This window comes from Pararobbsia alpina, from assembly GCF_902859895.1.
In the GTDB taxonomy this organism is placed as follows: domain Bacteria; phylum Pseudomonadota; class Gammaproteobacteria; order Burkholderiales; family Burkholderiaceae; genus Pararobbsia; species Pararobbsia alpina.
This window is the reverse complement of the sequence record NZ_CADIKM010000017.1, coordinates 19,439-43,799: the sequence shown is the minus strand read 5'-3', so window position 1 is coordinate 43,799 and position 24,361 is coordinate 19,439. Positions and strand designations below refer to the sequence as shown.

The window sequence follows — 24,361 nt, the reverse complement described above, 5'->3', positions numbered from 1 at the left end:
GGCCAGCGGGAGAGTACAGAACGGGCCGCATCGTCAAGCTACAGATTCGCGGCCGCGCGATGTGGCGTTCTTACGTCAGCTGGTAGCGCCGGTCCACCTTCATTTCGACAGGAAGCGGCTGGTCGCACAGTTCGAGCAGCGAGCGTTCAATATTGCGGGTCATCGCATCGAGTGCCAGGCTGTTCGGAGCCATGCCGAAGGGTTCGGCGAGTTCGCTTGCGATAGCCTCGAGCGCAATCAGCGTGTATGACACAAACAGGGAGATGAGCGGCGTTGCGAGGCCGAGCGTATCGACCAGGCCGAGCGGCAGCAGCAGGCAGTAGGCGTACACGGTGCGATGCAGCAGCACGCCGTAGGGGTAGGGTATCGGTGTCGACGCGATCCGCTCGCAGCCGCCGACCATCGCTCCCAGTTCGTTCAACTGCTTGTCGAACATCCACATCTGCGTGTCGGAGATCGCGCCGCGCCGTTGCAACGCGCTCACCACATGCCGGATTTCCTTCAGGAGCACCGTGGGCCGATAGTGTTTTGCCTGTAGCACACGGGTTCGCTCGGCGCCGACGTAGGGCAGGAGATCGGACGTGGGATCAGTCTTGCGCAATTGATGCTTGAGTGCATAGGCAAAGGCGATGATCCCGTGCACGAACTCGGTCCGGTCGAACTCCAGCACATCCTCCGGCACGTAGCAAAGCGCTTGCGACGTCAGATTCCGCGCTGAGATCAGGACATGCCCCCAAAGGCGCCTCGCCTCCCAGAACCGCTCATAGCTCGCGTTGTTCCGAAAGGCTAGGAAGATCGTGAGCGCGACACCGCACAGCGTGAACGGCGTGGTGTTGAGCGGAATCGTCGGGCGTAAATTGAACAGGTAGGCAACGTCCACCAGCACCCCCACCAGGGCCAGCACACCTAGTTGCGGAAGGATCGATTGAAGTACCGATCCGTTCCACACGAACAGCATACGGAACCAGTTATGGGGGGGCCTGACGATCACTTAGCGCTCCGATATTTGCCGGTGCAAGACTGCTGATCAATGGTGGGCCGCAACGACCTTGCCGCGGAACAGGTGATACTGATACAGGTTGTAGCCGATCATGATCGGCATCACGGTGCCCATGCCGATCAGCATGAAGATCAGCGTAGTGCTGTTCGATGCGGCAGACGCGATGCTCAGCTGTCCTGGCACGATATACGGGAAGAGGCTGACGGCGAGGCCGGCGAACGAGGTGACGAACAGGACCATCGTCGCATTGAACGGCCCATTCTCGCCACCCATATACGCCGAATAGAGGACGTAGCAGAAAGCCAGCGCCGCGACGATCGCGAGCGCAACGAGGACATGGAACACGCCGGCTTGTTCCCAGCGCCCGGCACCAATCGGGCTGAGCGTCAGCGTGCCGATCGAGATGGCGATGGCGGCGGCCACGGTCGTGACAACGGTGATCATGGAGTAGCGCCGCGCGGCCGTTTCCAGCCGACCGGTGGTCTTCTTGACCAGCCAGGTGGCACCGATAAGCGCATAGCCCGACACGACACCGACTGCGGTCAGCGCGACGAACCCTGTTTGAAGGCTGCCCGGCAACAAGCCGGTGATGACCTTGCCGAGAATCACACCCTGGCACACCGCGGTAAGCAGGCTCCCGATGCCGAACACGCGATCCCATATCGGCCGCGTGGTCGTCGCCGCGTGACGAAATTCGATCGCGGCGCCGCGCATGATCAGGCTCGCGATCAGCACCATCACAGGCACGTACAAGTCCGACAGCAGCATGGCGTACGCAGCCGGGAATGCACCGAACAGGGCGCCGCCGAGCACGACGAGCCACGTTTCGTTGGCGTCCCAAACGTGTCCGATCGACTGGATCATCAAGTCCCGGTCAGATTCCTTCGAACGGAACAGACTCAGGATACCGACACCGAGGTCGAAGCCGTCGGTAATCACATAGAGCACGAGCATCAGCCCGATCAGGCCAAACCACGTATGGCTCAACAAACTTTCAGCGGTGACAGAATTCATTTTGGGTAACCTTTCTCGATGAACTTGAACGCGGGCGTCCTCGATTTAATGTTCGGCCGCGGTGTGCGCGACGCTCTGACGTGTCGGCTCGGCGGGGGGCAGCAGCGTGAGGTCGGGTCCCTTCTTCAGCCAGCGGCGTGCGAAGTAGAAGAACGACGAGATCAGCACCACGTAGAAGACTGCGAACATCGCCATGCTGCCGGTAATCGCCATGGGAGCGATGGCGGAAGCCGCATTTTCGGTGCGCAGCAATCCGTACACGACCCAGGGCTGGCGTCCGACTTCACGCACGATCCAGCCGCATTCGACTGCGATATACGGCAGCGGAATAGCCAATACCCATGCGAGCAGCAGCTTGCGTTGCGCGAGCAGCGCTTCGAGCTGGCCGCGCGCCTTGCGCAATGAGTACGCCGTCCAGAAAGCAAGGACCATGAAGAGGAAGCCGATGCCGGCCATCGCGCGGAACGCGTAGTAAAGCAGCGGCAGCGCGGGCGGCTGGTCGGCAACCGGGATGTCCGCCAGACCCTTCACCTGGCCGTGCAGGCTGTGCGTGCCGAGGACGCTCAGCAGGCCGGGGATTTCAAGCGACCAGTCATTGCGTTGGTTCGCCTTGTCGGGCCATGCGAGCAGCGACCACGAAGCGCCGGTACCGGGGGCGTTGGTTTCCCAGTGGCCTTCGATTGCCGCGCCCTTGGCAGGCTGGGTAGCGAACACGTCGACGCCGCTCGAATCGCCGAGCCAGATCTGCACCGGCGTGATAAACACGAGCAACAGCAGCGCGAGCTTGAACGAACGCACGAAGAACTCGGGGTTGCGGCGCCTCAGGAGGTAGTAGGCGGAAATGCCGGCGATGACCATGAGGCCGGTTTCGAGCGCGGCGAACCACATGTGCGACACGCCCCAGGCCATGTCAGGATTGAAAATGGCCTTGACATAGTCGGTCACGGCAAGCTTGCCATCGACGAGCGCCACGCCGGCCGGCGTTTGCATCCATGAGTTGGCGACCATGATCCAGAACACGGAGATCGACGACCCGAGCGCGACCATCGCGGTGGCGAACAGATGCACGCCCTTCGGCACGCGAGTCCAGCCAAGGATCATGATGCCGACAAAGCCCGCCTCGAGCATGAAGGCCATCGCGCCTTCAAAGCCGAGAATATTGCCGAAGAACTGGCCGGTGAATTCCGAGAATGGCCCCCAGTTGGTACCGAACTGAAACTCCATCGGAATGCCGCTCACGACGCCGACGGCAAAATTCAAAATAAGCAGCTTGCTCCAGAAACGAGCGTGGCGATACCACACGACCTCACTCGTGCGGACCCAGAGAATCTCGACGACGAGCAGAAAGGCCGACAGACTGACCGTCAGAATCGGCCACAGGATATGAAAGATGGCGGTCATCGCGAACTGGCTGCGCGCGAGATGTAAGGCGTCAAGTAACATGATGGTCACACGGGCAAGAAGGGAAATCGGGAGCGCGCGCCAGCCGGCGCGCTGCTCAATTCATGAGGCGGTTGGCTCACGTAGCGGTGGCTACGACCGGCGGCGTGGACCGGTGCAGCAGCACCGGGATCGACTTAGAGGTCGGCGTGTTGGACACGTCGCCAACGCTCGCGAGCGGAACGAGCGGGTTCGTCTCCGGGTAGTACGCACCAATGCAGCCGCGCGGAATGTCGTACTCGACGAGCAGGAACGAGTCGGCCCGGCGCTCAATGCCGTCGTCCCACACGGTGGTCATGTCGACCCACTCGCCTGCGCTGAAGCCCAGCATTTCGAGGTCCTTGGGGTTGACGAACACGACACGGCGCTGGCCGAACACGCCGCGATAGCGGTCGTCGAGCGCATAGATGGTCGTGTTGTACTGGTCGTGCGAACGGGTCGTCATCAGCGTCATCAGGCGCTCACCGTGTTGCTTCTTCGCGCGGCTGATCGGAGTGTCATCCTCGATCTGGTGCACGATGAAGTTGGCCTTGCCGGTCGGCGTCTGCCAGTCGCGCTCGCGTGAAGCGACACGCAGGTGAAAGCCGCCCGGATGCGCGATCCGATCGTTGTAGTGCTTGAAGTCCTCGAGCACGCTCTCGATCGCATCACGCACGCGCGAATAATCCTTGGCGTAGCCGAGCCAGTCGACTTTCGCGCTGCCGATCGTCGCGTTCGCAATGTGCGCGACAATCGCTGTCTCCGACATCAGGTTTTTCGACGCCGGGGTGTTCATGCCGTACGAGATGTGCACCATGCTCATCGAGTCCTCGACGGTCACGCCTTGCGACACACCATCCTGCATATCGATTTCGGTGCGGCCGAGGGTCGGTAGGATCAGCGCGTCCTTGCCGTGCACGAGATGGCTGCGGTTGAGCTTGGTCGTGATATGGACGGTCAGATCGCAGGCGCGCAGCGCCTCCCACGTGCGCGACGTGTCGGGTGTCGCAATCGAGAAGTTGCCGCCAAGGCCGAGGAACACCTTCACATGGCCTTCGAGCATCGCCTCGATCGTTTCGACGACGTCAAAGCCGTGCTCGCGCGGCGGCTCGAAATCGAACACCTTGCCGAGGCGGTCGAGGAATGCTTGCGCGGGCTTGTCTTCGATGCCGACCGTGCGGTTGCCCTGCACGTTCGAATGGCCGCGAACCGGGCACAGGCCCGCGCCTTCGCGACCGATATTGCCGCGCATCATCATCAGGTTCGACAGCATATGCACGGTCGCCACTGAGTTCTTGTGCTGCGTGAGGCCCATGCCCCAGGTCGCGATCACGCGCTTGCCGTTCACGTAGATGCGGGCGAGGCTTTCGATGTCCGCGCGGGCGACACCCGATTCGGCTTCGAGCGCAGCCCAGCTCGCGGCGCGCAGATCGATTGCGAAAGCCTCGAAGGCGGATGTGTGCTGTTCGATGAATTCGGTGTCGAGAATGCGTTCGCTGCCTTGCGCGAGCGCTTCGTCATCGAGTTCGAGCACGCGCTTCGCGACGCCCTTGAGCAGCGCGAAATCACCGGCGAGCTTCGGCTGGATGAACGTCGACGCGATCTTCGTGCTCGACATCGACAGCATTTCCAGTGGGTGCTGGGGACTGGAGAAACGCTCGAGCCCACGTTCGCGCAAGGGATTGATCGACACGATGGTGGCGCCGCGTTTGGCGCATTCGCGCAGTTCGCCGAGCATGCGTGGGTGGTTCGTCGCGGGATTCTGGCCGAAAATCAGCAGCGTATCGGCGAGTTCGAAGTCGTCGAGCGTGACCGTGCCCTTGCCGACGCCCACCGTGCCGGGCAGGGCGCGGCTGGTCGCCTCGTGGCACATGTTCGAGCAATCCGGGAAGTTGTTGGTGCCGAACATGCGCACAAACAGCTGATACAGAAACGCAGCTTCGTTGCCCGTGCGGCCCGACGTATAGAACGCAGCCTGATCCGGGGTGTCGAGCGCGTTCAGGTGCCTGGCGATCAGCCTGAACGCGTCGTCCCAGGAGATCGGCTTGTACTTGTCGGTGAGCGCGTCATAGACCATCGGGTCGGTCAACCTGCCGTGCTGCTCGAGTTCGTAGTCATCCTGCATCATCAGCGTTTCGACCGTATACTCCTCGAAGAACGCAGGCGTCACGCGCTTGCTGGTCGCCTCGGCAGCAACCGCCTTCACACCGTTCTCGCAGAATTCGAAGGTGGAAGCATGTTGCCGGTCCGGCCACGCGCAGCCGGGACAATCGAAACCGTCTGGCTGGTTCTGCTTGAAAAGGGTCTTGTAGTTGCCGCCTGTAACCTTCTCCTTGATCAGGTTGATGGCGACATACTTCAGCGCGCCCCAGCCGGCGGCCGGGTGATGATAGGGCTCGATGCGACCTTGCGGCTTGGTTTTTTCCATGACGTTTGTTCCGTAGACCTTACGCAGTGCTTGCGTCCTGGAAGTCGGGCGCATCGCATCGCGTATGCATGACTGAAGCTTACGAGGCTTCGGCCATGCGCAGGGCACACACATGCTCGGTGATGAAAAGAGTACAGTTATCTGTCAAATAGGGGCCGCGGCGCAGCCCACGCCACGACGGCGCGCCGGGCCGAGCCAGGCGAAGAGAGAGAGTCGGTGAAGCTATACGAGAAATTGGCAAAGGACATCGAGAGCCAGGTACGCCGTGGCGTGCTTCGGCACGGCGATCGCATTCCTTCGGTCAGGCAATCGAGCCAGCATCACAAGCTCAGCATCACGACGGTGATCCACGCGTACTTGCTGCTCGAAAGCAAGGGCGTCATCGAGAGTCGCCCGCAATCCGGTTACTTCGTTCGTCTCACGCCGGCCGACGCGGTCAACGGTGCCGCGAATGAGCTGGTGACCTCGAAGCCGATCGCGGTGTCCGCGCAGGTCGATGTGAGCCGGCTCGTGTTATCCACGCTACGCTTGATCGGCGCCGAGTCGGCCGCGCCGCTGGGCTCGCCTTACCCCGACCCGAAGCTGTTCCCCTTCGACAAGATCAACCGCTACGCGTACAACATCGGGCGCCGCAAGACGCAATGGGGCGTGACCGACGAACTGCCGCCGGGGAACCCGCACTTGATCCGCCAAGTTGCGCGCCGTTATCTGGAGAACGGCGTGTCGGTGGATCCCAACGAGATCGTCGTGACAGTCGGCGCGACCGAGGCAATCAACCTCTGCCTGCAGGCGGTCGCGAAACCAGGCGATACGGTGGCCGTCGAGTCGCCGACGTTCTACGCGATGCTGCACGCGATCGAGCGGATGGGAATGCGTGCGATCGAAGTCGCGACGCACCCTCGTGAAGGGATCGATATCGGCGCGCTTTCGCGAATTCTGGACACGCGCCGCATCGCCGCGTGCATGGTGATGCCGAATTTCCAGAATCCCCTCGGCTTCCTGATGCCCGACGAAAAGAAGCGCGAGCTGGTCAAACTGCTCGAGCACCATGACGTGCCCGCCATCGAAAGCGATGTCTACAACGAACTGTACTTTGGGGACGCGCACCCCACTCCCCTCAAGGCCTACGATACGAAGGGGCTCGTCCTGCATTGCGCGTCGTTCTCGAAGAGCCTGACGTCCGCGTATCGAATCGGCTGGGCGATCCCTGGCCGTTACCGGGATCAAGTCGAAAAATTCAAGTTCCTCAACACACTGACGACGCCGTCGATCCCGCAGCTCGCGATCGCCGAATACCTGGAGAATGACGGCTATGAGCATCACTTGCGCCGCGTGCGCAAGGTGTACGCGCAGCAAGCCAACCTCATGGCCGCGACCGTCATGCGGTTTTTCCCCGAAGGCACGCGCACGTCGCATCCGATGGGCGGCTACGTGCTGTGGGTCGAGCTGCCGCCGGACGTGGACTCGATGAAGCTCTACCAGCTCGCGCTCCAACAAGGCATTACGGTCGGGCCCGGCTACATGTTCTCCACGACGAACAGCTACCGCAACTTCATCCGGCTCAATTACAGCTATACGTGGTCGCCGGAAATCGAAAAGGCACTCATCACGGTCGGCAAGCTCGTCAGCGCGTGCATGCGATAAGCATTGATCCGAGCGTGCGTGAGGCGCTAACGGAGACTTCGATCCAGCCCTGCTTTGAGGCGAGACGTCTTCAGCCACCCGTTACCGGTGGAAAGAAGGCCACTTCACAACCGTCCGCCAGTTCGAAATCCCCGCCGCGCATCACGTGATCGACGGCTGTTCGAACGGGTCGCCCCGTGGCGAGTGCTTCGCGAAGCGTCGAACTGCGTTGCGCCAACAGCGTGCGCACGCTGTCCACGGTCGGCGTGGCGCTCACGTCCAGCGTAACCGTTTCGTTCGTCAACCCGGCCGCTTCGCGGATGCTTGCAAAATACTTGACTTCAATCTTCACGTTCAACACCTTCGCAATGCGTGTAGATGCCGGCTAGCCACCGACGAGGGACATGCGCACGGTCGGATAGACCTTCTTTGAGCCGGCTTGCGCGCGCACGCCGCGCAGCTCCGAATATCGGTCGTCGCGGCGGCGCCAGTGGCCGAGGATTTTCCGCGCAAGGGCCTCAGGCGCAAGGGCTTCGCCGAGCCAGGGCTTGAGATCGAACGATCCCGTTGCAAACAGGCATGTGAACATCTTGCCGTCAGCGGAGACGCGCGCGCGCGTGCAGTCTCCACAAAACGGCTGTGACACGCTGGAGATGAATCCGACACTTCCCGCACCGTCCGCATAGTCGAAGTTGCATGCGGTTTCGTTGGCGCGCTGCGTGAGTTGGGGTTGAAGCGCGAACTCGCTTTCTATCAGACGCCGTGAATCGTCGGACGTGAAGACGCTTTTTCTTGCCCACGACGCGGCGCCGCCGACGTCCATGAACTCGATAAAGCGGACGATGACACCTGTGTTTCGAAAGTACCGCGCGATCGGCAGGATCTGGTTCTCATTCACGCCCTTCTCGACAACGGTATTGACCTTGACCGGCGACAAACCTGCCGCCGTTGCCGCTTCAATGCCCTCCAGGACCCGCGCAACCGGAAAGCCGACGTCGTTCATTCTTTGAAATACCGCATCGTCCAGACTGTCGAGACTGACGGTCACGCGCTGCAGACCGGCATCGCGCAGCGAGCGGGCCTTTGCCGCGAGCAAGGAACCATTCGTCGTGAGCGCGATTTCGATGTCTTTGCCTTCGGGCGTACGCAGGCGCGCGAGTCTTTCGATCAGTATCTCGAGACCCTTGCGCAGCAGCGGCTCGCCACCCGTAATGCGGATCTTTTCGACGCCGAGCATGACGAAGGACTTGACCAGGAATGTCATCTGGTCGAACGACATACGCGATGTCGAACTAAGGAACGGGAAGTCCTTCGTGAAGACCTCCTTCGGCATGCAATAGGTGCAGCGGAAGTTGCACTGATCGATAACCGATAGCCGCAGGTCTTTCAGCGGCCGCCCCAGTTTGTCCGTGCATTCGGACAGAAGTGAGGTCGAATCGGCTTCGTTAAACGCGACGGGAGGCGCTGCTTGGGCGCCGCGCAATGCGTAGTGGAAGGTGTTCGCGTCAGCCTCTGGGTGCTTCATGGCAAAGGGGTGGTTTGTTTCCGCGTGCGCGGCATGCGGTGCGGCGCCGAATTCCGACGCTCGACCAATTCATGCGGCAAAGGATAGGGGAAAACCATCGGACCGAACGAGTACAGTCGTTCTCCCATTGCAGGAGCACAAAACGTCGCCAAGGCGACGCCGCAGCCTGGCACGAACACATTCAGTGGATTTGCCGCTGCGGCGCGTGGGCCATGGGCGGAGGCGGCTTTTTCGGCAAGCAATGAGCCGCCTTTCCGAGAGACGACGGAGTCGACCCGCTTCGACGCAAAGAAAGGCCGGACCTCGGAGCAGTACGCAAAGACTGCATCAGCCTCCGCCAGCAGGAAGCCGGGTCTGCTGGCGCGTCAGTTCAAGCGATCGTAGAAGGCGTCGTTACCTGAAGCCTCCGCCATGGCCACCTGCGGCTCCATGCGCAAATCCACCAAAGCCCGATCGTCCGAAGTCCGATCGGCCGTCCCGACCGACGCGATCATCGTAAAAGCCACCGCCATACCGTCCGTAGTTGCCACGAAACCCAACGCGCGCTCCTGCGAGTCCTCGCTGCGATGACGACATATGGGAACCCGCATTTCCGTTGAATCCGCCGCCGTGAAACCCCGGGGCATGATTGAAATTTCCGCCAAAGTGGCCTCGGTTGAAGGCCCCACCGTGCGAAATGTAAGCGTGGTGGTTGTACATTACCGCTCGGCGATTCCAGTCGGGCCTCCAGTGATTCCATCCCCATCCGTAACCACCGAAGTAACCGAGCCCGAAGCCTATGCCAAACGCAATTCCCGGTCCGTCAAGGTAGAGACCCGAGTAGGGATACCAGCCCGGCCAGACTGCTACCGGTGCCCCATAGACCAGCCAGGGATCGTATTGCGGCACGTACACCACGTCAGGCTCCGCAGGCTCGATCGCGATCGATTGGCCCTGGGTGCTTACCGTCTCCTGACCCGTGCTTTCGAGGTTTCCGGCTTCCTGGGCCCGTCCACGCATCGCCTGGACGGCGCTCATCAACTCCTGAGGCTGGTTCATATAGGCGTCGCCGACCTGTGAGGTCCAGGCCAGATTCTGGTCCAGATTGGCCAGTACCGAAGGGAACCCCGTGAGGGCCTTGACGCTCGGATCCCAGCTCTGCTTGTTCACTTCTGCGGCCAGCGCGTCCCCCTTCAGTTCCGGGTGCGCTTGCATCCATCGGTCTGCTTCGACAATTTCTACCGTATTGGCCGAAGCTGCGAGGATCTGTGCCACCAAGGCGTCCGGGTACAAAGCAATGGGTGCCACGAGCTGCTGCAGCTGTTCGGGCGTCTGTTGTGGCGCCTGGGGTTCGGGTGTCTGCTGTGACGCCTGCGGTTCGGGCGTCTGCTGTGATGCCTCGGATTCGGGCGTCTGCTGTGACACCTGCGCCGATGCAATCATCGGCTGATCCGCCTCATCCGCTATCGCATCGCGTGCGATACCTAGCACCAGGCATGAGAATACAAAGACGGCACAACCCTGCTTCACGAATTTCATAGCCTCTGCTCCCACCTTGCGATTCATATCTTGGCGACATTTTGAACTAGATCAACGTCGTGTGCAGATGATAGGCAGGAGAGAGTGATCGGATACTGACTAGATCATTACCGTTCCGACATGCAGCGATGAAACCCGCCATTTCGCGCGCCGCTTGAACCCTCCGTTTGTCTTAAGGGGCCTGAATGGGTTTCGTCGAGCATTGCGCTGCGCGACCGTTCGTTCGCCCGGCGCCATTGCACCGCGATGACGGTATGTAAGACCGGGTTCGGCCATAAGCAAAGTATGGACTTCCTTCAACTTTGTAATGGGATCGTCCATCTTGCGTCAAACACTTCCAGTTATAATTGACCCCGATTCCATATCTGTATCGCGATCCGCCTCGAGCACGATCCTGCTGCAATAGACTCCCGAATCAGCGCTAGCGCCGAACAAGTTTCCCGTGTGAGTGAATTCCGTGCGAAATCTTATGCAACTGCTGGCCGTTCCACCCGGCTTCGTCCTGAGTACCCGCGCGCATTTTTCCAGCCTGCGAGTGATTGCCGGGAGTGCGTGTCAGTGAGTCTGCGTTTCTTCAAGCATTGGTTACGCGGTCCTGCAACCGTAGGTGCAGTCGCTCCTTCATCGCGTTCCCTTGCCGATGCCATGGCAGACGGCGTTGAGGCGTTTGAAGCCATTGTCGAGGTTGGCGCCGGCACCGGAGTCGTGACGGACTCCCTCGTGCGCCGGCACCCGTCAGCGCGGCTCATCGTATTCGAGCTCGGAGATGAATTGGCCGCCGAGTTGAGAGGGCGATTTCCGCAGGCGCATGTGGTCGGCGGCGCATTTCATGAGAGCGTTTCGGTTCTGCAAGACCTGCCAGCGAAGACAATCATCGTCTCCGGACTGCCGTTTCGTTCGCTTTCGTCCAGGGTCGTCGAACCAACCGTCGCGGCGTTCGCTGACCTTCTGAACGCGGACGAGGCTCGACGCCTCGTGCAGTTCACGTACCAACCCAGAGTCCCCTTTACCGCCCCTACCGGATTGTGTTGGCATCGCATCAAAACGGTCTGGCTGAATGCGCCACCCGCGAACGTCTGGCACCTGAGCAAAACCAGTTAGCTCAGGCGGGTCCGCTGACTTGTGCCCGCTTACCTGCTTGTTTCAATACCAGGCGCCGCGCTCACCGTCATGACTTTCGCCCGCCCTGAGAGCTTCGCTTTGTACAGTTGTCGGTCCGCGCTGGCGATCAGCCACTGCAAATCCCCGCCTCGACTCGGGTAGGCCGTCGCCACCCCCACGCTCACCGTCACGATCCGATCGACATCTGAATCAATGTGATCAATGCCCAAGGCACGAACACCATCCAGTAGCCTGTGCGAGAGCGCCACGGCGCCTTGCTCTTCAGTGTTCGGCAACAGGCAGATAAATTCCTCGCCGCCATAGCGCGCTACCAGGTCGTAGGGTCGACGGACCAGCGAGGCCAAAGTATGTGCCACTTGCTTGAGACATTCGTCTCCCATCTGGTGGCCGTAGCAATCGTTATAGTTCTTGAAGAAATCGACGTCGATGATGGCAATCGAGAGCGCCGTCATATCGCGTGCGCAGCGTCGCCATTCAGCCGGCGCAGACTCTTCGAAGCGTCGACGGTTGGGAATACCCGTCAGGCCGTCCATCAGTGCAATATGTCTAAGCATATCGCTTTGCGTCTTGAGCAGCAGATGGCTGCGAACCCGGGCACGCACGATCGCTGGTTTTATCGGCTTGCTGATGAAATCGACTGCCCCTAGATCCAGTCCCCGCTCCTCGTCCGCTTCATCGGATTGGGCCGTAACGAAAATGACCGGAATCTTCCTGGTCAGTTCATCCGCACGCAATCTCGCAAGGACTTCATAGCCGTCCATGGTCGGCATCATGATGTCGAGTAACACGAGATCCGGGAGGTAGTCGACGCAAAGCCTGATTGCTTGCGGGCCATTGGTGGCCATCAAGATTTGATAGTCCGCATGAAACAATTCGTTAAGCAATCGAATGTTGACAGGCTGATCGTCGACTATCAACAGTTTGGGTCGAGTATCAATCGGTTCATCCACGATCCGCAGTCTCCGGCATTGTTTTAGATCTACGACGACATGAATTTTTGCAAGGTTTGCGCTGCTGCCGGGAAGTCCAAAGCGTGGACCTGGCGCACGAGGAGCCGGAGTGTCGCCTCGGACACGACATCGTCGCGGTGACTCAAAGCTTCGACCATATCGACCGCCCGCATGTCTCCACTGTTCAAGAAGGTCAGGATCGCTTCGAGCTTGGCCCGGTCCATGCGGTGGATCGGCATGCCAGAATCTGTCTCGACCTCCGCTGCACGATCAGTCAGCGATGACAAGGCTTCGGCTAGTCCCCCATGACTCGATTCCAATAGAGCATGAAGTTCGCTCAACACGGTGCGGGACACGACATGATTGGACAACGATGCTTGCTTGATGCGTTGCTCGATCGTACCGGCAAGTTGTGCCATGCTGAGCGCCCCCAAAGATGCCGCGACCCCCTTGATTGAATGCAGCGATGCCGCCATGCGTCCGGTATCACCACGAGCAGCGTGCTCCTGGAGTTCGTTGAGCAGTCGTTGGCACTCAGGCACGAAGTTGGCAAGCTCTCGCTCATAGAGTATCCGGTCGTTGCCAAAGCGTTTTATTGCAGAGCTCAGATGGATATCGGGTCTGGCGAACCGCTCTTCCACATTGTCGTTTTCCGGGTTGGTTTCGACTATGCGCCCCGTCAGACGCAAGAGCAAGGGAATCAGTTGCTCCATATCAATGGGTTTGCCAAGATGCTCGCTCATGCCTCCTGCCAGGCAGGCCTGCCGATCGGCTCGCGAGGCGTTGGCCGTCATCGCCAGAATAGGCAGGCTGCCGAATTGCGCATGGGCGCGGATGCGTCGAGTCGCCTCCATGCCGTCGATGTCCGGCATCTGAATATCCATGATCACCGCATCGAAACGCTGCCCCCCCAGCACACGATTCACTCCGTCGATACCACACTCGGCCAGGCTGACCCGCGCCCCCTCGCTGCTCAAGAGTTCGTCAGCCACGCGGCGATTCAATGCATTGTCCTCCACCACCAGCAGATTCAAACCCTCCAGGCGTCGCGTCCGCGCTTTTTGGACACGACGCCCGCTCGGGATAGGCGCGACGCCAATGACCTGCGCCACCGCTTCGGCCAGTTGATGGGGCGTGATCGGCTTGATCAGGAAGTCGGTAAAGGGAGCGGTCTCGGTCGCGTGTACCCGCGTCAGGACTTCACGGCCGAATGCAGTTAGCATGACAACGATGGGCGGCGGAGTGACACCCACCGCAGAGCGAAGTTTCGCCGCCGCAGCGAGGCCGTCCATGCCCGGCATGCGCCAATCCATCAGAACCACATCGAATGCTGGCCCTGACGATTGCGCTTGCATGACGCGTAAATATGCATCCTCCCCTGTCGTCGCCTCTTCGACCTGCCAGCCGAGATCGCGAGCCATGGTAGTCGTAATCTGTAACGCCACGGGATTGTCGTCGACCACCAGTACCTTCAGCGATCGGCCAAACATCGGCTGACGTGCCGCGGCGGGCAACGCATCGTGAGCCTCGATGGAAATACAGAAGGTAAAGCGGCTGCCGGCGCCCGGCACGCTCTCCACCCGCAGATCGCCGCCGAACATCGTGACCAACCGTTTGCTGATCGACAAACCCAATCCACTCCCGCCAAAGCGTCGCGTGGTGGAGGCTTCCGCCTGATTGAAACTCTCGAAGATTCGATCGAGTTGTTCCGGCGCAATGCCGATACCGGTATCCCGCACGCTCACCTCAAGCATGACGTGGGAACCGTGCCGGCCTTGGCACCGCAATGACACGACCACTTCGCCCTGCAGCGTGAACTTGATCGCGTTGCCGGCGAGGTTGATCAAGATCTGCTGCAAGCGCAAGCGATCGCTGTTCAATATACGCGGCAACGCGGGATCGATCTCGAACAGCAACTCGACATTCTTCTCACCCACATTGCCCGACAGCACAACCGCCAATTCGCGCATCAAAGCTTCGACATCGAACGGATGAAGATCGAGCAGCAGTTTCCCCGCGTCGAGTTTCGAAAAATCGAGAATGTCGCTCAGCACCCCGAGCAGAGCCTTGGCGGCGGTTTCGATCTTGTTGACGTAATCTTGTTGCCGCGCATCAAGTTCGGTCCGCTGCATCAATTGAAGCAGGCCAAGGACAGCATTCATTGGCGTGCGGATTTCATGGCTCATATTGGCGAGAAAACTGGACTTTATCTCGCTGGCAGCATCGGACTGTTCCTTGGCCTGGATCAAGCGCGTCTCGATCTCGCGCTGCGCCGTAATGTCGCGATTGATCCCGGTGAGGCGTAGGGCCTTGCCATCGGCATCCCGTTCGATTTGGGCGGCGGCCTGGATATAGCGGGTCTGTCCGCAACGATGGACGATACGGAAGATTGAAGCGAAGGGACCGCCGCCTTCGATCGTCGTAGTCAGCTCGGCCACGGTCCTGTCGACATCTTCCGGATGCAAGGATGAACGCCAGTGATTGAAATTCACGCCGGTATCGCGCAAAGCCAAGGGTAGACCGTAGAGCTCGAACATACGGTCGTTCCAATACACGATGTCATTGCCCAGGTCCCAGGCCCAGATGCCGAGTTCCGCGACTTCCGCCGCCAGCAACAGCTGATTGCGTGCGACGACCAACGCTTTGTGCTGTTCCTGTGTCTTACTCATGTCGGTGATGATCCCGACAAATCGGCGCTCGTTGGCCTCGCGCATTTCACCGATCGAGATCTGGATCGGAAAGGCTGTCCCGTCTTTACGCCGTGCCATCACCTCCTCGCCATGATCGAGTTTTCTGACACTCCAGCTGATCGGCAATTGCGGCGGGTCGACTTCGCGCCCATCCTGATTGCGACTCGACAACAGCATCCGCACGTTCTCGCCTATGACTTCTTCCACCTTGTAGCCGAATACCTGTTCGCCGGCGGGGTTCATCGAATACACGACGCCCTCGGCGTTGGTCGTGATGATGGGATTGACCGCGGTATCCAGAATCGCATGCGTGGTGGCCAGGCTGGTCGCCAGTTCATGCTCCGTGGCTTTGCGCGCGGTCATGTCCAGGGCAATGAAGAGATAGCCATTGAGGTGACCCACATTGTCATACATCGCGGTGACCACGACGGTCACGGGGAAGCGCGATCCGTCCTTGCGGACATAGGTCCACTCGCGCGTTTCCGCCCCTTCGATTTCCGGTTTGTGGACCAACACGCGGAATCCCGTGATGGGCTGCGCGTATTCAGCGCGCAATTCGGCACAGCGCGCCATGACCTCTTCAGGCACATGAATCAACATCGGATCGACTCGATCAATCAAGTCACTTGCGCTATATCCAAGCAAGTGTTCCGCACCGCGATTGAAGACGTGGATGATGCCGTCGCGATCCGTGGCGATGATGGCCACTTCGGATGCCGCATGCAGTACGTTGCCCAGCAGGAGATTGAGTTCGTTCAACTCGGCGGTACGCCGGGCCACCTGTTCTTCGAGGCTGGCGTTCAGTTCAGCGATACGCGCTTCGGTGACTCGCTTTTCCTCCGCGTTCAGCAATTTGCGGTGGCGACTGACGCCAACCATCCCGGCCAACGCCGCCAGCAAGACCGAAATCGATGTCCCAATCAGAAAGACCTCCCTTGCGGATCGCAAATGGAGTTCGTCTATAAAGCCGGGATGAGCGCTGAATTGGAATTGCCATTGGCGGCCAAATACCTCGCGCTGCAAGGTGTGCTCGAACAACCTGGGCTGAGGCGCGGGATCGGAGTCATAGAACGGCTCGACATGATCCGGACGAGTGATATCGACCAACCGTAAGTCGAAGCGATCGCCCAGCAGCGGCAATCCGGCCAGGGTGTCATTCATCGACAAAGACACATAGCTCCAGCCAAAAAGCGCAGCCTGACGTTCCGCCGTTGCGGCCGGCGTGACGATGCTGCGATAGATCGGCATCAGGATCAGGAACGATTGCGGCGGCTTCTTGTTGATTGGAACCCCCGTCACCGTGCCGGTCAGCGGTTTCGTGGCAGCCTGGTACAGAGTAATCGGCGCGCTGATTTGTGGCTCGCCGGTCAGCATCGCTTTTTCGGCTGCTTCGCGACGGGTCGTATCGGATGCCATGTCAAGGCCGATGGCAGGGGCATTCGCGCCCTCCGGCTCGATGTACTGAATGACCCAGCGCTCCCCAGCATGGGGGGCGAATTGATGGACGGCAAAATCCGGCTTACCGTCGGCGCGCGCCTGCTCGATAAAGTGTGCCTCTTCGGCCTGCGGAACACGCCGGATAAAGCCAAAGTTGCGTACGCCAGGGAATTCCCGGCTGATCTCCTGAGTCAGGAAATAGTTGTGAACCAATTCGCGGTTGATACCGTGTTCGCCGGCGGTCAGTATCGCCCCGCGCTCCCCGCGCAAACCGTATTGGTAGAAACTCAGGCGGTCCAACAACTCGTCGGTCACGTCATCGGCGGCGAGGGCAACCGCGTTTTCGATTTTCCGGTTATTGGCCTGCTGTTGGTACCACGCGACCAGCAAACTGACCAACAGGCTTGTGATCAGAGACAAACAGACCCAGCGAACGACCGAAGACTTGACTTGACTATGCCGCATGCGTTCACGTCCGTTGATGAGTACGTTCCCCGTAACGATCGGTTCAACCTGGCCACCGCGATTCCAAGCGATGGCTCAATCTACCGCTCTGCACGACCCTGATGCTCAACGAATTGCACAACCGTTTGACGAAACGAAACCAGACTTCGTATTGGCTTGGCGCGGCCCGAACACGCCCCGCGGACGCTGGGAGAGGCTGGTCGCAAAGGACCAACCGTTGAAACTGTATGACGGCGATTCTACAACCAGTGAGCAACAACTGTGAATAAACCTTGGCCACGGTCCCGATGGTTGTGGTACCAATAGCGCAGACGAAGACGCGCCCCACTTCCTCACGGAGCAAGTCATGTGCCGTTCGTTGCAAACATTCGTTTGCCTGCTGTTCGCCGCCGCGGTGCTGGAGGGCTGCTCGCCTCGCGAGAACAATGTGTATCAGGGCTATGTGGAAGGCGAGTTCGTCTATCTCGGCTCGTCGCAGTCGGGCAAGCTCACGCAGCTATGGGTCGCGCGCGGCCAAACGGTCAAGGCCAGCGCGCCGGTTTTTACGCTTGAATCTGTCGACGAAGCCGCCGCCTTGCTCCAGGCGCAACAGCAGCTCGCCGCCATGCGCGCACAACTGGCCGACATCCAGACCGGCAAGCGCGCTCCCGAGGTGAATGTCAACAAGGCGCAACTCGCCCAGGCCGTTGCCAATGCGCGCAAGGCCTCACTGCAACTCGCGCGCGACGAAGCGCAGTTCCGCGTCGGCGGCATCGCGAAGGCGCAGCTCGACGATTCGCGCTCTACCGCCGATGCCACAGCCGCACAAGTACGCGAACTGAGCAATCAGGTCGAGGTCGCCCGCCTGCCCGGACGATCGCAGCAAATTAGCGCGCAAAGTGCTCAGGTCGACTCGGCACGGGCGGCGGTCGAGCAGGCGCAATGGAAGCTCGACCAGAAGCGCGTGAGCGCCCCGGCCGAGGGGCTCGTGTACGACACGCTGTATCGCGTCGGCGAATGGGTGCAGGCAGGCAGTCCCGTCGTGCAGATGCTGCCGCCACCGAATGTGAAGGTGCGCTTCTTCGTGCCGGAGACGGTGGTCGGCGGCCTTGCCCCAGGCCGCGCCTTGACGATTTACTGCGACGGCTGCGCGACGGACGTGTCCGCGAAGATTACCTATGTGTCGAGCTCGGTCGAATACACGCCGCCGGTCATCTACAGCAACGAAAATCGCGCGAAACTGGTGTTCATGATCGAAGCCCGTCCGTGCGCCGCCGACGCAGTCAAGCTGCATCCCGGCCAGCCCGTCGCGGTCAGACTGCAATGAATCCGCCCACCGTGCAATATGCCATCGACGTGCATAAACTCAACAAGCACTTTGGCGGCAAGCATGTCGTCAACGACGTCTCGCTGCAAGTCGCGCGTGGCGAGATCTTCGGTTTTCTCGGACCGAACGGCAGCGGCAAGACCACGTCGATCCGCCTGATGTGTGGCCTGCTCACGCCGGATTCGGGCACCGGCACGTGTCTTGGCTACGACATCGTGCGCGAAAGCGCGCAGATCAAGCGCAATGTCGGCTACATGACACAACGCTTCTCGTATTGGGACGACCTGACGATTCGCGAGAATCTCGATTTCGTCGCGCGCGTCTATCAAATGTCGAACCGGCGCGAGGCGGTTGACGGCTCGCTCGAATCGCTGGGTCTGAAAGGCCGCGCGAATCAGTTGACGGGCGCGTTGTCCGGCGGCTGGAAGCAGCGGCTTGCGCTTGCTGCCTGCATGCTGCACGAGCCGCAACTGCTGTTGCTCGACGAGCCGACGGCAGGCGTCGACCCGGCGGCCCGCCGCGACTTCTGGGAAGAACTGCACCGGCTCGCCGCGCGCGGCGTCTCGGTCCTCGTCAGCACCCATTACATGGATGAAGCCGAGCGCTGCCACAAGCTCGCGTATATCGCCTATGGCAAGCTGCTCGCGCAAGGCACGGCCAGGCAGGTCATCGAATCGAAGGATCTCGCGACGTGGGCGATTCACGGCGAGCATCTCAGTATGTTGTCGGAACGCTTGCGCACGATGCCTGGCGTCGACCAGACGATGGTGTTCGGTACCGCACTGCATGTCAGCGGACGCGACCATGCCGCGCTCGAAGCCGCCATCAAGCAGGCAAGCGCAAATGCCGCATGGCGCGTCGAGCGCATCGAGACCGGACTCGAAGACGTGTTCATCTACATGATGGCGCGCGCGAGCGCCCCCGATGGAACGCGATCGTGACGACACGCACCCTTTTTTCGCTATCGCGCTGGTGGAGCATCGTGCTCAAGGAGTTCCTGCAGCTGCGACGCGATCGCGTCACGTTCGGAATGATCATCGGCGTGCCCATCATCCAGCTCACGCTCTTCGGCTTCGCGATCAACACGGATCCGAAGCATCTGCCAACCGCCGTCATCATGGGCGATCAAAGTACCTTCACGCGCAGCTTCATCGCGGCGATGAAGAACTCCGACTATTTCGACATCGTCGAAACCCTGCCCGACGAGCAAGCGGGCCGCCGCGCGCTCGCACAGGGCCGGGTGCAGTTCGTCCTGACGGTGCCGGTCGATTTCTCGCGGCGCCTGCTGCGCGGCGAGCACCCGTCGCTGCTGGTCGAAGCCGACGCGACCGATCCCACGGCGACCGGCACCGCGCTCGCCGCGCTTCCCGGCCTCGTGCAGCCGGTCGCGGACAAAGACATCACCGGAGCGCTTGCGCACCTGAACGGCAGCCCGGCCGCGTTCGACGTACAGATCCATCGGCTCTACAACCCCGAGGGCATTACGCAATACAACGTGGTGCCCGGCTTGATGGGCGTGATCCTGACGATGACGATGGTGATGATGACCGGTCTCGCGATCACGCGCGAACGCGAGCGCGGCACGATGGAAAACCTGCTCGCTACACCTGTTTTGCCCATTGAAGTGATGACCGGAAAGATCGTCCCCTATGTGATGATCGGAATGGTCCAGGCGTCGATCATTCTGGCGGCGGCGCGCTTTGTGTTTCATGTGCCGTTTGCGGGCAGTCTGTTGGCGATCTATCTGGGCACGCTGCTGTTCATCGCAGCGAACCTGACGGTCGGCATCACGCTCTCGTCGATTGCGCAGAACCAGTTGCAGGCAATGCAATTGACGGTGTTCTATTTCCTGCCGAGCATGCTGCTCTCAGGCTTCATATTTCCGTTCGTGGGCATGCCCGCATGGGCTCGCGTCATCGGCGACCTGCTGCCGCTCACGTATTTCAACCGGCTGATTCGCGGCATTCTGCTCAAGGGAAACGGCTGGGTCGATCTATGGCCATCCGTGTGGCCCATGGCGCTGTTCACGGTCATCGTGATGGTGATTGCGTTGCGCTTCTATCGGCGCACGCTCGATTAAGTGGATAGCGCGATGAAGCCATTCATGCTCTTATCGACTCTGGCGCTTTGCAGTTGCGCGGTTGGGCCGGATTTCCATTTGCCTGTCGTGCCGGACATCCAGACTTATACACACGAAACGCAAGCCGCAACGACTGTTGCCGCAGACGGTATGGCGGGAGCATCACAAGCATTTGTCGCCGCGCAACACGCCACGCCGATGTGGTGGACGCAGTTTCACTGCGATGCACTCAACCGCCTCGTCGATCAGGCATTGCAGCACAGCCCGACGCTCACCCAGGCCCGAGCGAAGCTCGTCGAGGCGAGAGAGAACTATATTGCGCAAGCAGGTGCGACAGCGTTCCCGAGCATCGATGCGACGCTATCCGGTGTACGGCAGCAGATCGATCTCGCGGCGCTCGGCATTTCAAGTGTGCCCAATCCTGGCCCATTTACGCTATATAACGCGTCGGTCAGCGTGTCGTATGCGCTCGACATCTTCGGCGGCAATCGCCGGATGCTGGAAGCGCTGATGGCACAGGTCGACTATCAGTCGTTCGAACTCGAGGCGGCAAGACTCACGCTTGCCGGCAACGTCGTCTCGACCGCCGTGCGTCGTGCGTCGCTCCAGCAGCAGATCGCGTTGACGCAGCGTATCGTCGAAGCCCAAGCTCGGCAACTCGAGATCACCGAAGCGCGCTTCGCGGTTGGCGGAGTGTCGCAGCTCGATGTGCACAGCCAGCAGACGCTGCTCGCACAAACGCGTGCGTCACTGCCGGCGCTCGCGACGCAACTCGCGCAAGCGGATCATCAGCTTGCCATCCTGCTCGGCGTTGCCCCCTCGCAGATCGATTTCGAAGACCTCTCACTCGATTCGCTGTACCTGCCGCAAACGCTGCCGCTCATCCTGCCGTCGACACTCGCCCGCGAGCGGCCCGATATCCGCGCCTCGGAAGCGCTATTGCATCAGGCCAGTGCAAATATCGGCGTCGCAACAGCAAACCTGTACCCGCAGTTCGTGATTTCCGCGGGGGCCGGTTCGGATCGCGTGCGCATCGCAGATATCGTAAGCGGGCTGAACATCTGGAATGCAGGCCTGACTCTGACGCAACCGATTTTCCATGGCGGCGAACTGCGTGCGAAGAAGCGCTCCGCACAAGCGGCATACGATGCGGCACTTGCCGACTACCAGCAGACGGTGTTGCAGGCACTGCAACAGGTTGCCGACGCCTTGAAGGCGTTGGAAAACGATGCGCAAGCATTGCAGGCGCGCAATGAGGCCACCCAACAGGCGCAGGCAAGCCTGAACATTGCACACGCGCAGTACCTGGCCGGTGGGGTCAGCCAGTTCAGTCTGCTCGACGCCCAGCGGCAAGCATGGCAGAGCGCGCTCGACCGGACCCGGGCGCAGGCAGACCGCTTCGCCGATACAGCTGCGTTGTTCCAGTCTCTGGGTGGGGGATTGCCGTCTGCTACGGCGACGGCACCGTAACGACCTGGCGCCACCCACATAACTCACGCGTCGTTGCTGGCCCTCTCATATCGCTGATACCTGACATCGGCCGGCTTGCATCGGCCGATGCCCGCGTTTGGACTCTACCCTTGCGCTTTCAGCGCGGCGGAACCCGGCGTGTGACCGATCGCCACGAGCAACTGCTGCCCTGCATCGGCGAGCGAGCCCGAGTTGTCGATGGTGACAAGTCGTGCCTGCTCGGGAAGCGAGAGCGCAGGGCGGCGTGCGAGACGCGCCTCCACTTGCCGCGAATCTTCGCGGCCACGTTTTTCGAGACGTGCAGCCAACACCGCCGGACTCGCGTGAATGTGGACAAACTGCGTTTGCGGATAGCGTTCAAGCGCGGCTGGCGCGTGTTGACGCGAGCCGTTCACGACGACCGACAGTCCGCGCATGAGCCATTCATCGATTTCAATGCCGATACCGTAGTGCAAACCCAGGCTCTCCCAATGCATGGAGAAGACGCCGCTTGCCAGGCGCGCAGCGAATTCTTCGTGGGTGAGCGCGACGTGATTCTCGCCGTCGGAAACGGATCGCGTGATATAGCGGTGCGCGAACATCACTCGCGCGCCGATACGTTCGCGCACGAAGTTCAGCAAGGAGTCCTTGCCGGCCCCCGATGGGCCCATCACGTAGATCAATCTGCCGGATTTCGTGCTCATGCCGGAACCCCCGCGAAGGGCAACCGTTGCCAAAGGATGAACGGTGCGCCCGGCTGTGTTTGCACGAACAACGCCGCGCCGTGAAGAGGAAGCGGCCCGAGCGCTTCGCCGCGCGCTCGCCATGACGAGACAATGGCAGTTCGCACCGGCGCGTGATCGAGGGAATCGGAGAGCGTCATGTGAAAGCGGAATTCATCCAGTACATACGGGTAGCCCCATTCGTGCAGCAGCGCGCGTTGTCGCGCGCTCAGGCCGGCGGCGAGGCGTCGTTCGGTATCTTCGGGCGACGGCCGCGCGCGTAGCGGCGCAAGGGCATGCAGCGCACTGCTTGCGATCTTGCGTACGGCCGCGTCGTCGGCGGCCAGCTCGGCGCGCAACGCGACAAAACCGCCCATTTCGACGGCTTGCACCGGGGCATCGAAGCACGCCACGGTACTCGCCCACTCGCGGGCGACCGACAGGACCCGCTGCGGGCCAATATCGCCGGCAATATGAAACGGAGCCACGAGCGTGCCGTGCCAGCCATAGCGGCGTGGTGCCGAGGTTACAGCTGCGACGGTGTGCCCGAGCGCCGCAAGGGCGGGTTCGACGGGCGGCTCGAGCGTGTCACCGGATTCGGCATCGCGGCCCAGCCATTCGCTGCCCGCGCGCCACCATGCGGACGACGACGGTGGGGCGTAATACAGGGCAATGCGCATGTCCGGCGTCCACGCGTTTATGACATCGTCGCTCATACGCCGTCCTCGACCAGCAGTTGCACCCGGTCGGCCGCGAAATGGGTAATGCCGTATTTGATCGGCACACCGGCTTCGTCAACATCGACGCTCTCAACCCACATGACCGGCTGCTGACGATTGATCTGCAGGCGCCGCGCAACCTCCGAACTCGGCAAGATGCAGCCGATACGACTCCATTTGCGGGTGTAATCGATCACGCCGAATTTCGCGAGCGCCGCGCTGACGCCTTGCTCACCGGCGAGCACCTCGGGGAGATCGGCGAAACGCATGGCGGGAAACCAGCCGCGAGCATAAGTGAGCGGCACGCCGTCCGAGTCATGGCGCGTCTCGATCTGATACACGAGCGTGCCGGCGCGAAGCGAGAGCGCCTTTGCGGTAACCGGATCCGCCTTGACTTTCTCGCTTGACAAGACCACCCCCACCGAGGCCTGGCTGTAGCGCCGCAGGTTTTCGGTGAAGCGTGTGCGGCGCCCGATCTGATAGTCGATCGCGCCGGGTTGAACGAAGGTGCCGCGTCCCTGCTCGACACTCACAAGCCCCGTGGCGGCCAGCCGCAACATGGCGCGGCGCACGGTGTGCCGGTTGACGTCGAAGCGCCGCGCGAGTTCTATCTCACTGGGCAGACGGCCGTCCTCGCCGAAGCTGTTCGCCGCAATCTCCGCCGAAAGAATCTGTTCTATCTGACGCCAGACCGCGACGCCTGCCCCGCGCTCCACAGCCAGGCCCGGCGTGCCAGTTTCGTTGGATGTCATGTCGCTGTCATTCCTGTCGGTTTGAATATCGTTTTCCGGCATTGTAGTGCGCCGCCGATGATGAAAATGTGAAAGCAGGGCAATAGCAATGCTTTTGCCTGTATGAACAGACATCTAGACGACCAGATGATCAGTATAGTAG

Annotated in this window: 18 protein-coding genes; 6 read left to right on the top strand and 12 right to left on the bottom strand. The window is 60.8% G+C overall.

The genetic code is table 11. From position 1 onward, the window contains the following. Nucleotides 1-70: 70 nt before the first annotated feature. The 4 genes from HV670_RS17245 to HV670_RS17230 all read right to left on the bottom strand — a co-directional run bounded on the left by HV670_RS17245 (nucleotide 71) and on the right by HV670_RS17230 (nucleotide 5,861). On the bottom strand, nucleotides 71-991 hold the full coding sequence (locus tag HV670_RS17245; protein WP_175106019.1) for a bestrophin family protein: 921 nt from the start codon (nucleotides 989-991) through the stop codon (nucleotides 71-73). 36 nt (nucleotides 992-1,027) lie between these two features. Beyond that, nucleotides 1,028-2,014, bottom strand: coding sequence for a cytochrome d ubiquinol oxidase subunit II (gene cydB, locus HV670_RS17240; protein ID WP_175106018.1), 987 nt, complete (start codon nucleotides 2,012-2,014; stop codon nucleotides 1,028-1,030). Between the two features lie 45 nt (nucleotides 2,015-2,059). Continuing rightward, a complete protein-coding gene (locus HV670_RS17235; protein WP_175106017.1) occupies nucleotides 2,060-3,457 on the bottom strand; it encodes a cytochrome ubiquinol oxidase subunit I in 1,398 nt (465 codons plus the stop codon). Nucleotides 3,458-3,533: 76 nt separating this feature from the next. Then, nucleotides 3,534-5,861 carry an FdhF/YdeP family oxidoreductase gene (locus tag HV670_RS17230; RefSeq protein WP_175106016.1) on the bottom strand — a complete coding sequence of 776 codons (2,328 nt, stop codon included), beginning with the start codon at nucleotides 5,859-5,861 and terminating at the stop codon, nucleotides 3,534-3,536. Between the two features lie 216 nt (nucleotides 5,862-6,077). Between HV670_RS17230 and HV670_RS17225 the strand changes: the two genes are divergently transcribed. Beyond that, a complete protein-coding gene (locus HV670_RS17225) occupies nucleotides 6,078-7,505 on the top strand; it encodes an aminotransferase-like domain-containing protein (RefSeq protein ID WP_175106015.1) in 1,428 nt (475 codons plus the stop codon). Nucleotides 7,506-7,575: 70 nt separating this feature from the next. Here HV670_RS17225 and HV670_RS17220 read toward each other — a convergent pair whose 3' ends face one another. The 3 genes from HV670_RS17220 to HV670_RS17210 all read right to left on the bottom strand — a co-directional run bounded on the left by HV670_RS17220 (nucleotide 7,576) and on the right by HV670_RS17210 (nucleotide 10,527). Continuing rightward, on the bottom strand, nucleotides 7,576-7,836 hold the full coding sequence (locus HV670_RS17220; protein ID WP_175106014.1) for a MoaD/ThiS family protein: 261 nt from the start codon (nucleotides 7,834-7,836) through the stop codon (nucleotides 7,576-7,578). A 33-nt stretch (nucleotides 7,837-7,869) separates the two neighbouring features. After that, nucleotides 7,870-9,009 (bottom strand): GTP 3',8-cyclase MoaA, encoded by a 1,140-nt coding sequence (gene moaA, locus HV670_RS17215; RefSeq protein ID WP_175106013.1) that lies wholly within the window; start codon nucleotides 9,007-9,009, stop codon nucleotides 7,870-7,872. Between the two features lie 393 nt (nucleotides 9,010-9,402). Then, nucleotides 9,403-10,527, bottom strand: a complete 1,125-nt coding sequence (locus HV670_RS17210; protein WP_175106012.1) for a DUF3300 domain-containing protein — start codon at nucleotides 10,525-10,527, stop codon at nucleotides 9,403-9,405. 558 nt (nucleotides 10,528-11,085) lie between these two features. On the opposite strand from HV670_RS17210, the gene HV670_RS17205 reads away from it, so the two are divergent. Beyond that, nucleotides 11,086-11,628 carry a class I SAM-dependent methyltransferase gene (locus HV670_RS17205; protein ID WP_246257599.1) on the top strand — a complete coding sequence of 181 codons (543 nt, stop codon included), beginning with the start codon at nucleotides 11,086-11,088 and terminating at the stop codon, nucleotides 11,626-11,628. Nucleotides 11,629-11,657: 29 nt separating this feature from the next. Here the strand turns inward: HV670_RS17205 and HV670_RS17200 are convergent, their stop codons facing one another. Both HV670_RS17200 and HV670_RS17195 read right to left on the bottom strand, forming a co-directional pair. Continuing rightward, complete coding sequence (locus tag HV670_RS17200; RefSeq protein ID WP_246257596.1) at nucleotides 11,658-12,599, bottom strand: diguanylate cyclase; 942 nt, start codon at nucleotides 12,597-12,599, stop codon at nucleotides 11,658-11,660. Between the two features lie 29 nt (nucleotides 12,600-12,628). Beyond that, nucleotides 12,629-17,191, bottom strand: a complete 4,563-nt coding sequence (locus HV670_RS17195) for a CHASE domain-containing protein (protein WP_175106011.1) — start codon at nucleotides 17,189-17,191, stop codon at nucleotides 12,629-12,631. A 346-nt stretch (nucleotides 17,192-17,537) separates the two neighbouring features. Between HV670_RS17195 and HV670_RS17190 the strand changes: the two genes are divergently transcribed. The 4 genes from HV670_RS17190 to HV670_RS17175 are packed head-to-tail and all read left to right on the top strand — an operon-like array spanning nucleotide 17,538 to nucleotide 22,047. Then, on the top strand, nucleotides 17,538-18,497 hold the full coding sequence (locus HV670_RS17190) for an HlyD family secretion protein (protein WP_175106010.1): 960 nt from the start codon (nucleotides 17,538-17,540) through the stop codon (nucleotides 18,495-18,497). Continuing rightward, complete coding sequence (locus tag HV670_RS17185) at nucleotides 18,494-19,438, top strand: ABC transporter ATP-binding protein (RefSeq protein ID WP_175106009.1); 945 nt, start codon at nucleotides 18,494-18,496, stop codon at nucleotides 19,436-19,438. The genes HV670_RS17190 and HV670_RS17185 overlap by 4 nt, the downstream gene beginning before the upstream one ends. Then, nucleotides 19,435-20,577 (top strand): ABC transporter permease, encoded by a 1,143-nt coding sequence (locus HV670_RS17180; protein WP_246257593.1) that lies wholly within the window; start codon nucleotides 19,435-19,437, stop codon nucleotides 20,575-20,577. Before HV670_RS17185 ends, HV670_RS17180 begins: the two co-directional genes overlap by 4 nt. 12 nt (nucleotides 20,578-20,589) lie before the next feature. Beyond that, nucleotides 20,590-22,047, top strand: a complete 1,458-nt coding sequence (locus HV670_RS17175; RefSeq protein ID WP_175106007.1) for an efflux transporter outer membrane subunit — start codon at nucleotides 20,590-20,592, stop codon at nucleotides 22,045-22,047. A 104-nt stretch (nucleotides 22,048-22,151) separates the two neighbouring features. On the opposite strand, the gene phnN is transcribed toward HV670_RS17175, so the two are convergent. The 3 genes from phnN to phnF are packed head-to-tail and all read right to left on the bottom strand — an operon-like array spanning nucleotide 22,152 to nucleotide 24,219. After that, nucleotides 22,152-22,730 (bottom strand): phosphonate metabolism protein/1,5-bisphosphokinase (PRPP-forming) PhnN, encoded by a 579-nt coding sequence (phnN, locus tag HV670_RS17170; RefSeq protein ID WP_175106006.1) that lies wholly within the window; start codon nucleotides 22,728-22,730, stop codon nucleotides 22,152-22,154. Then, the gene (locus HV670_RS17165; RefSeq protein WP_175106005.1) at nucleotides 22,727-23,464 is read right to left on the bottom strand and encodes a DUF1045 domain-containing protein; all 738 of its coding nucleotides are present in this window, start codon (nucleotides 23,462-23,464) and stop codon (nucleotides 22,727-22,729) included. The genes phnN and HV670_RS17165 overlap by 4 nt, the downstream gene beginning before the upstream one ends. After that, nucleotides 23,461-24,219 carry a phosphonate metabolism transcriptional regulator PhnF gene (gene phnF / locus HV670_RS17160; protein ID WP_175106004.1) on the bottom strand — a complete coding sequence of 253 codons (759 nt, stop codon included), beginning with the start codon at nucleotides 24,217-24,219 and terminating at the stop codon, nucleotides 23,461-23,463. Before phnF ends, HV670_RS17165 begins: the two co-directional genes overlap by 4 nt. Nucleotides 24,220-24,361 lie beyond the last annotated feature (142 nt).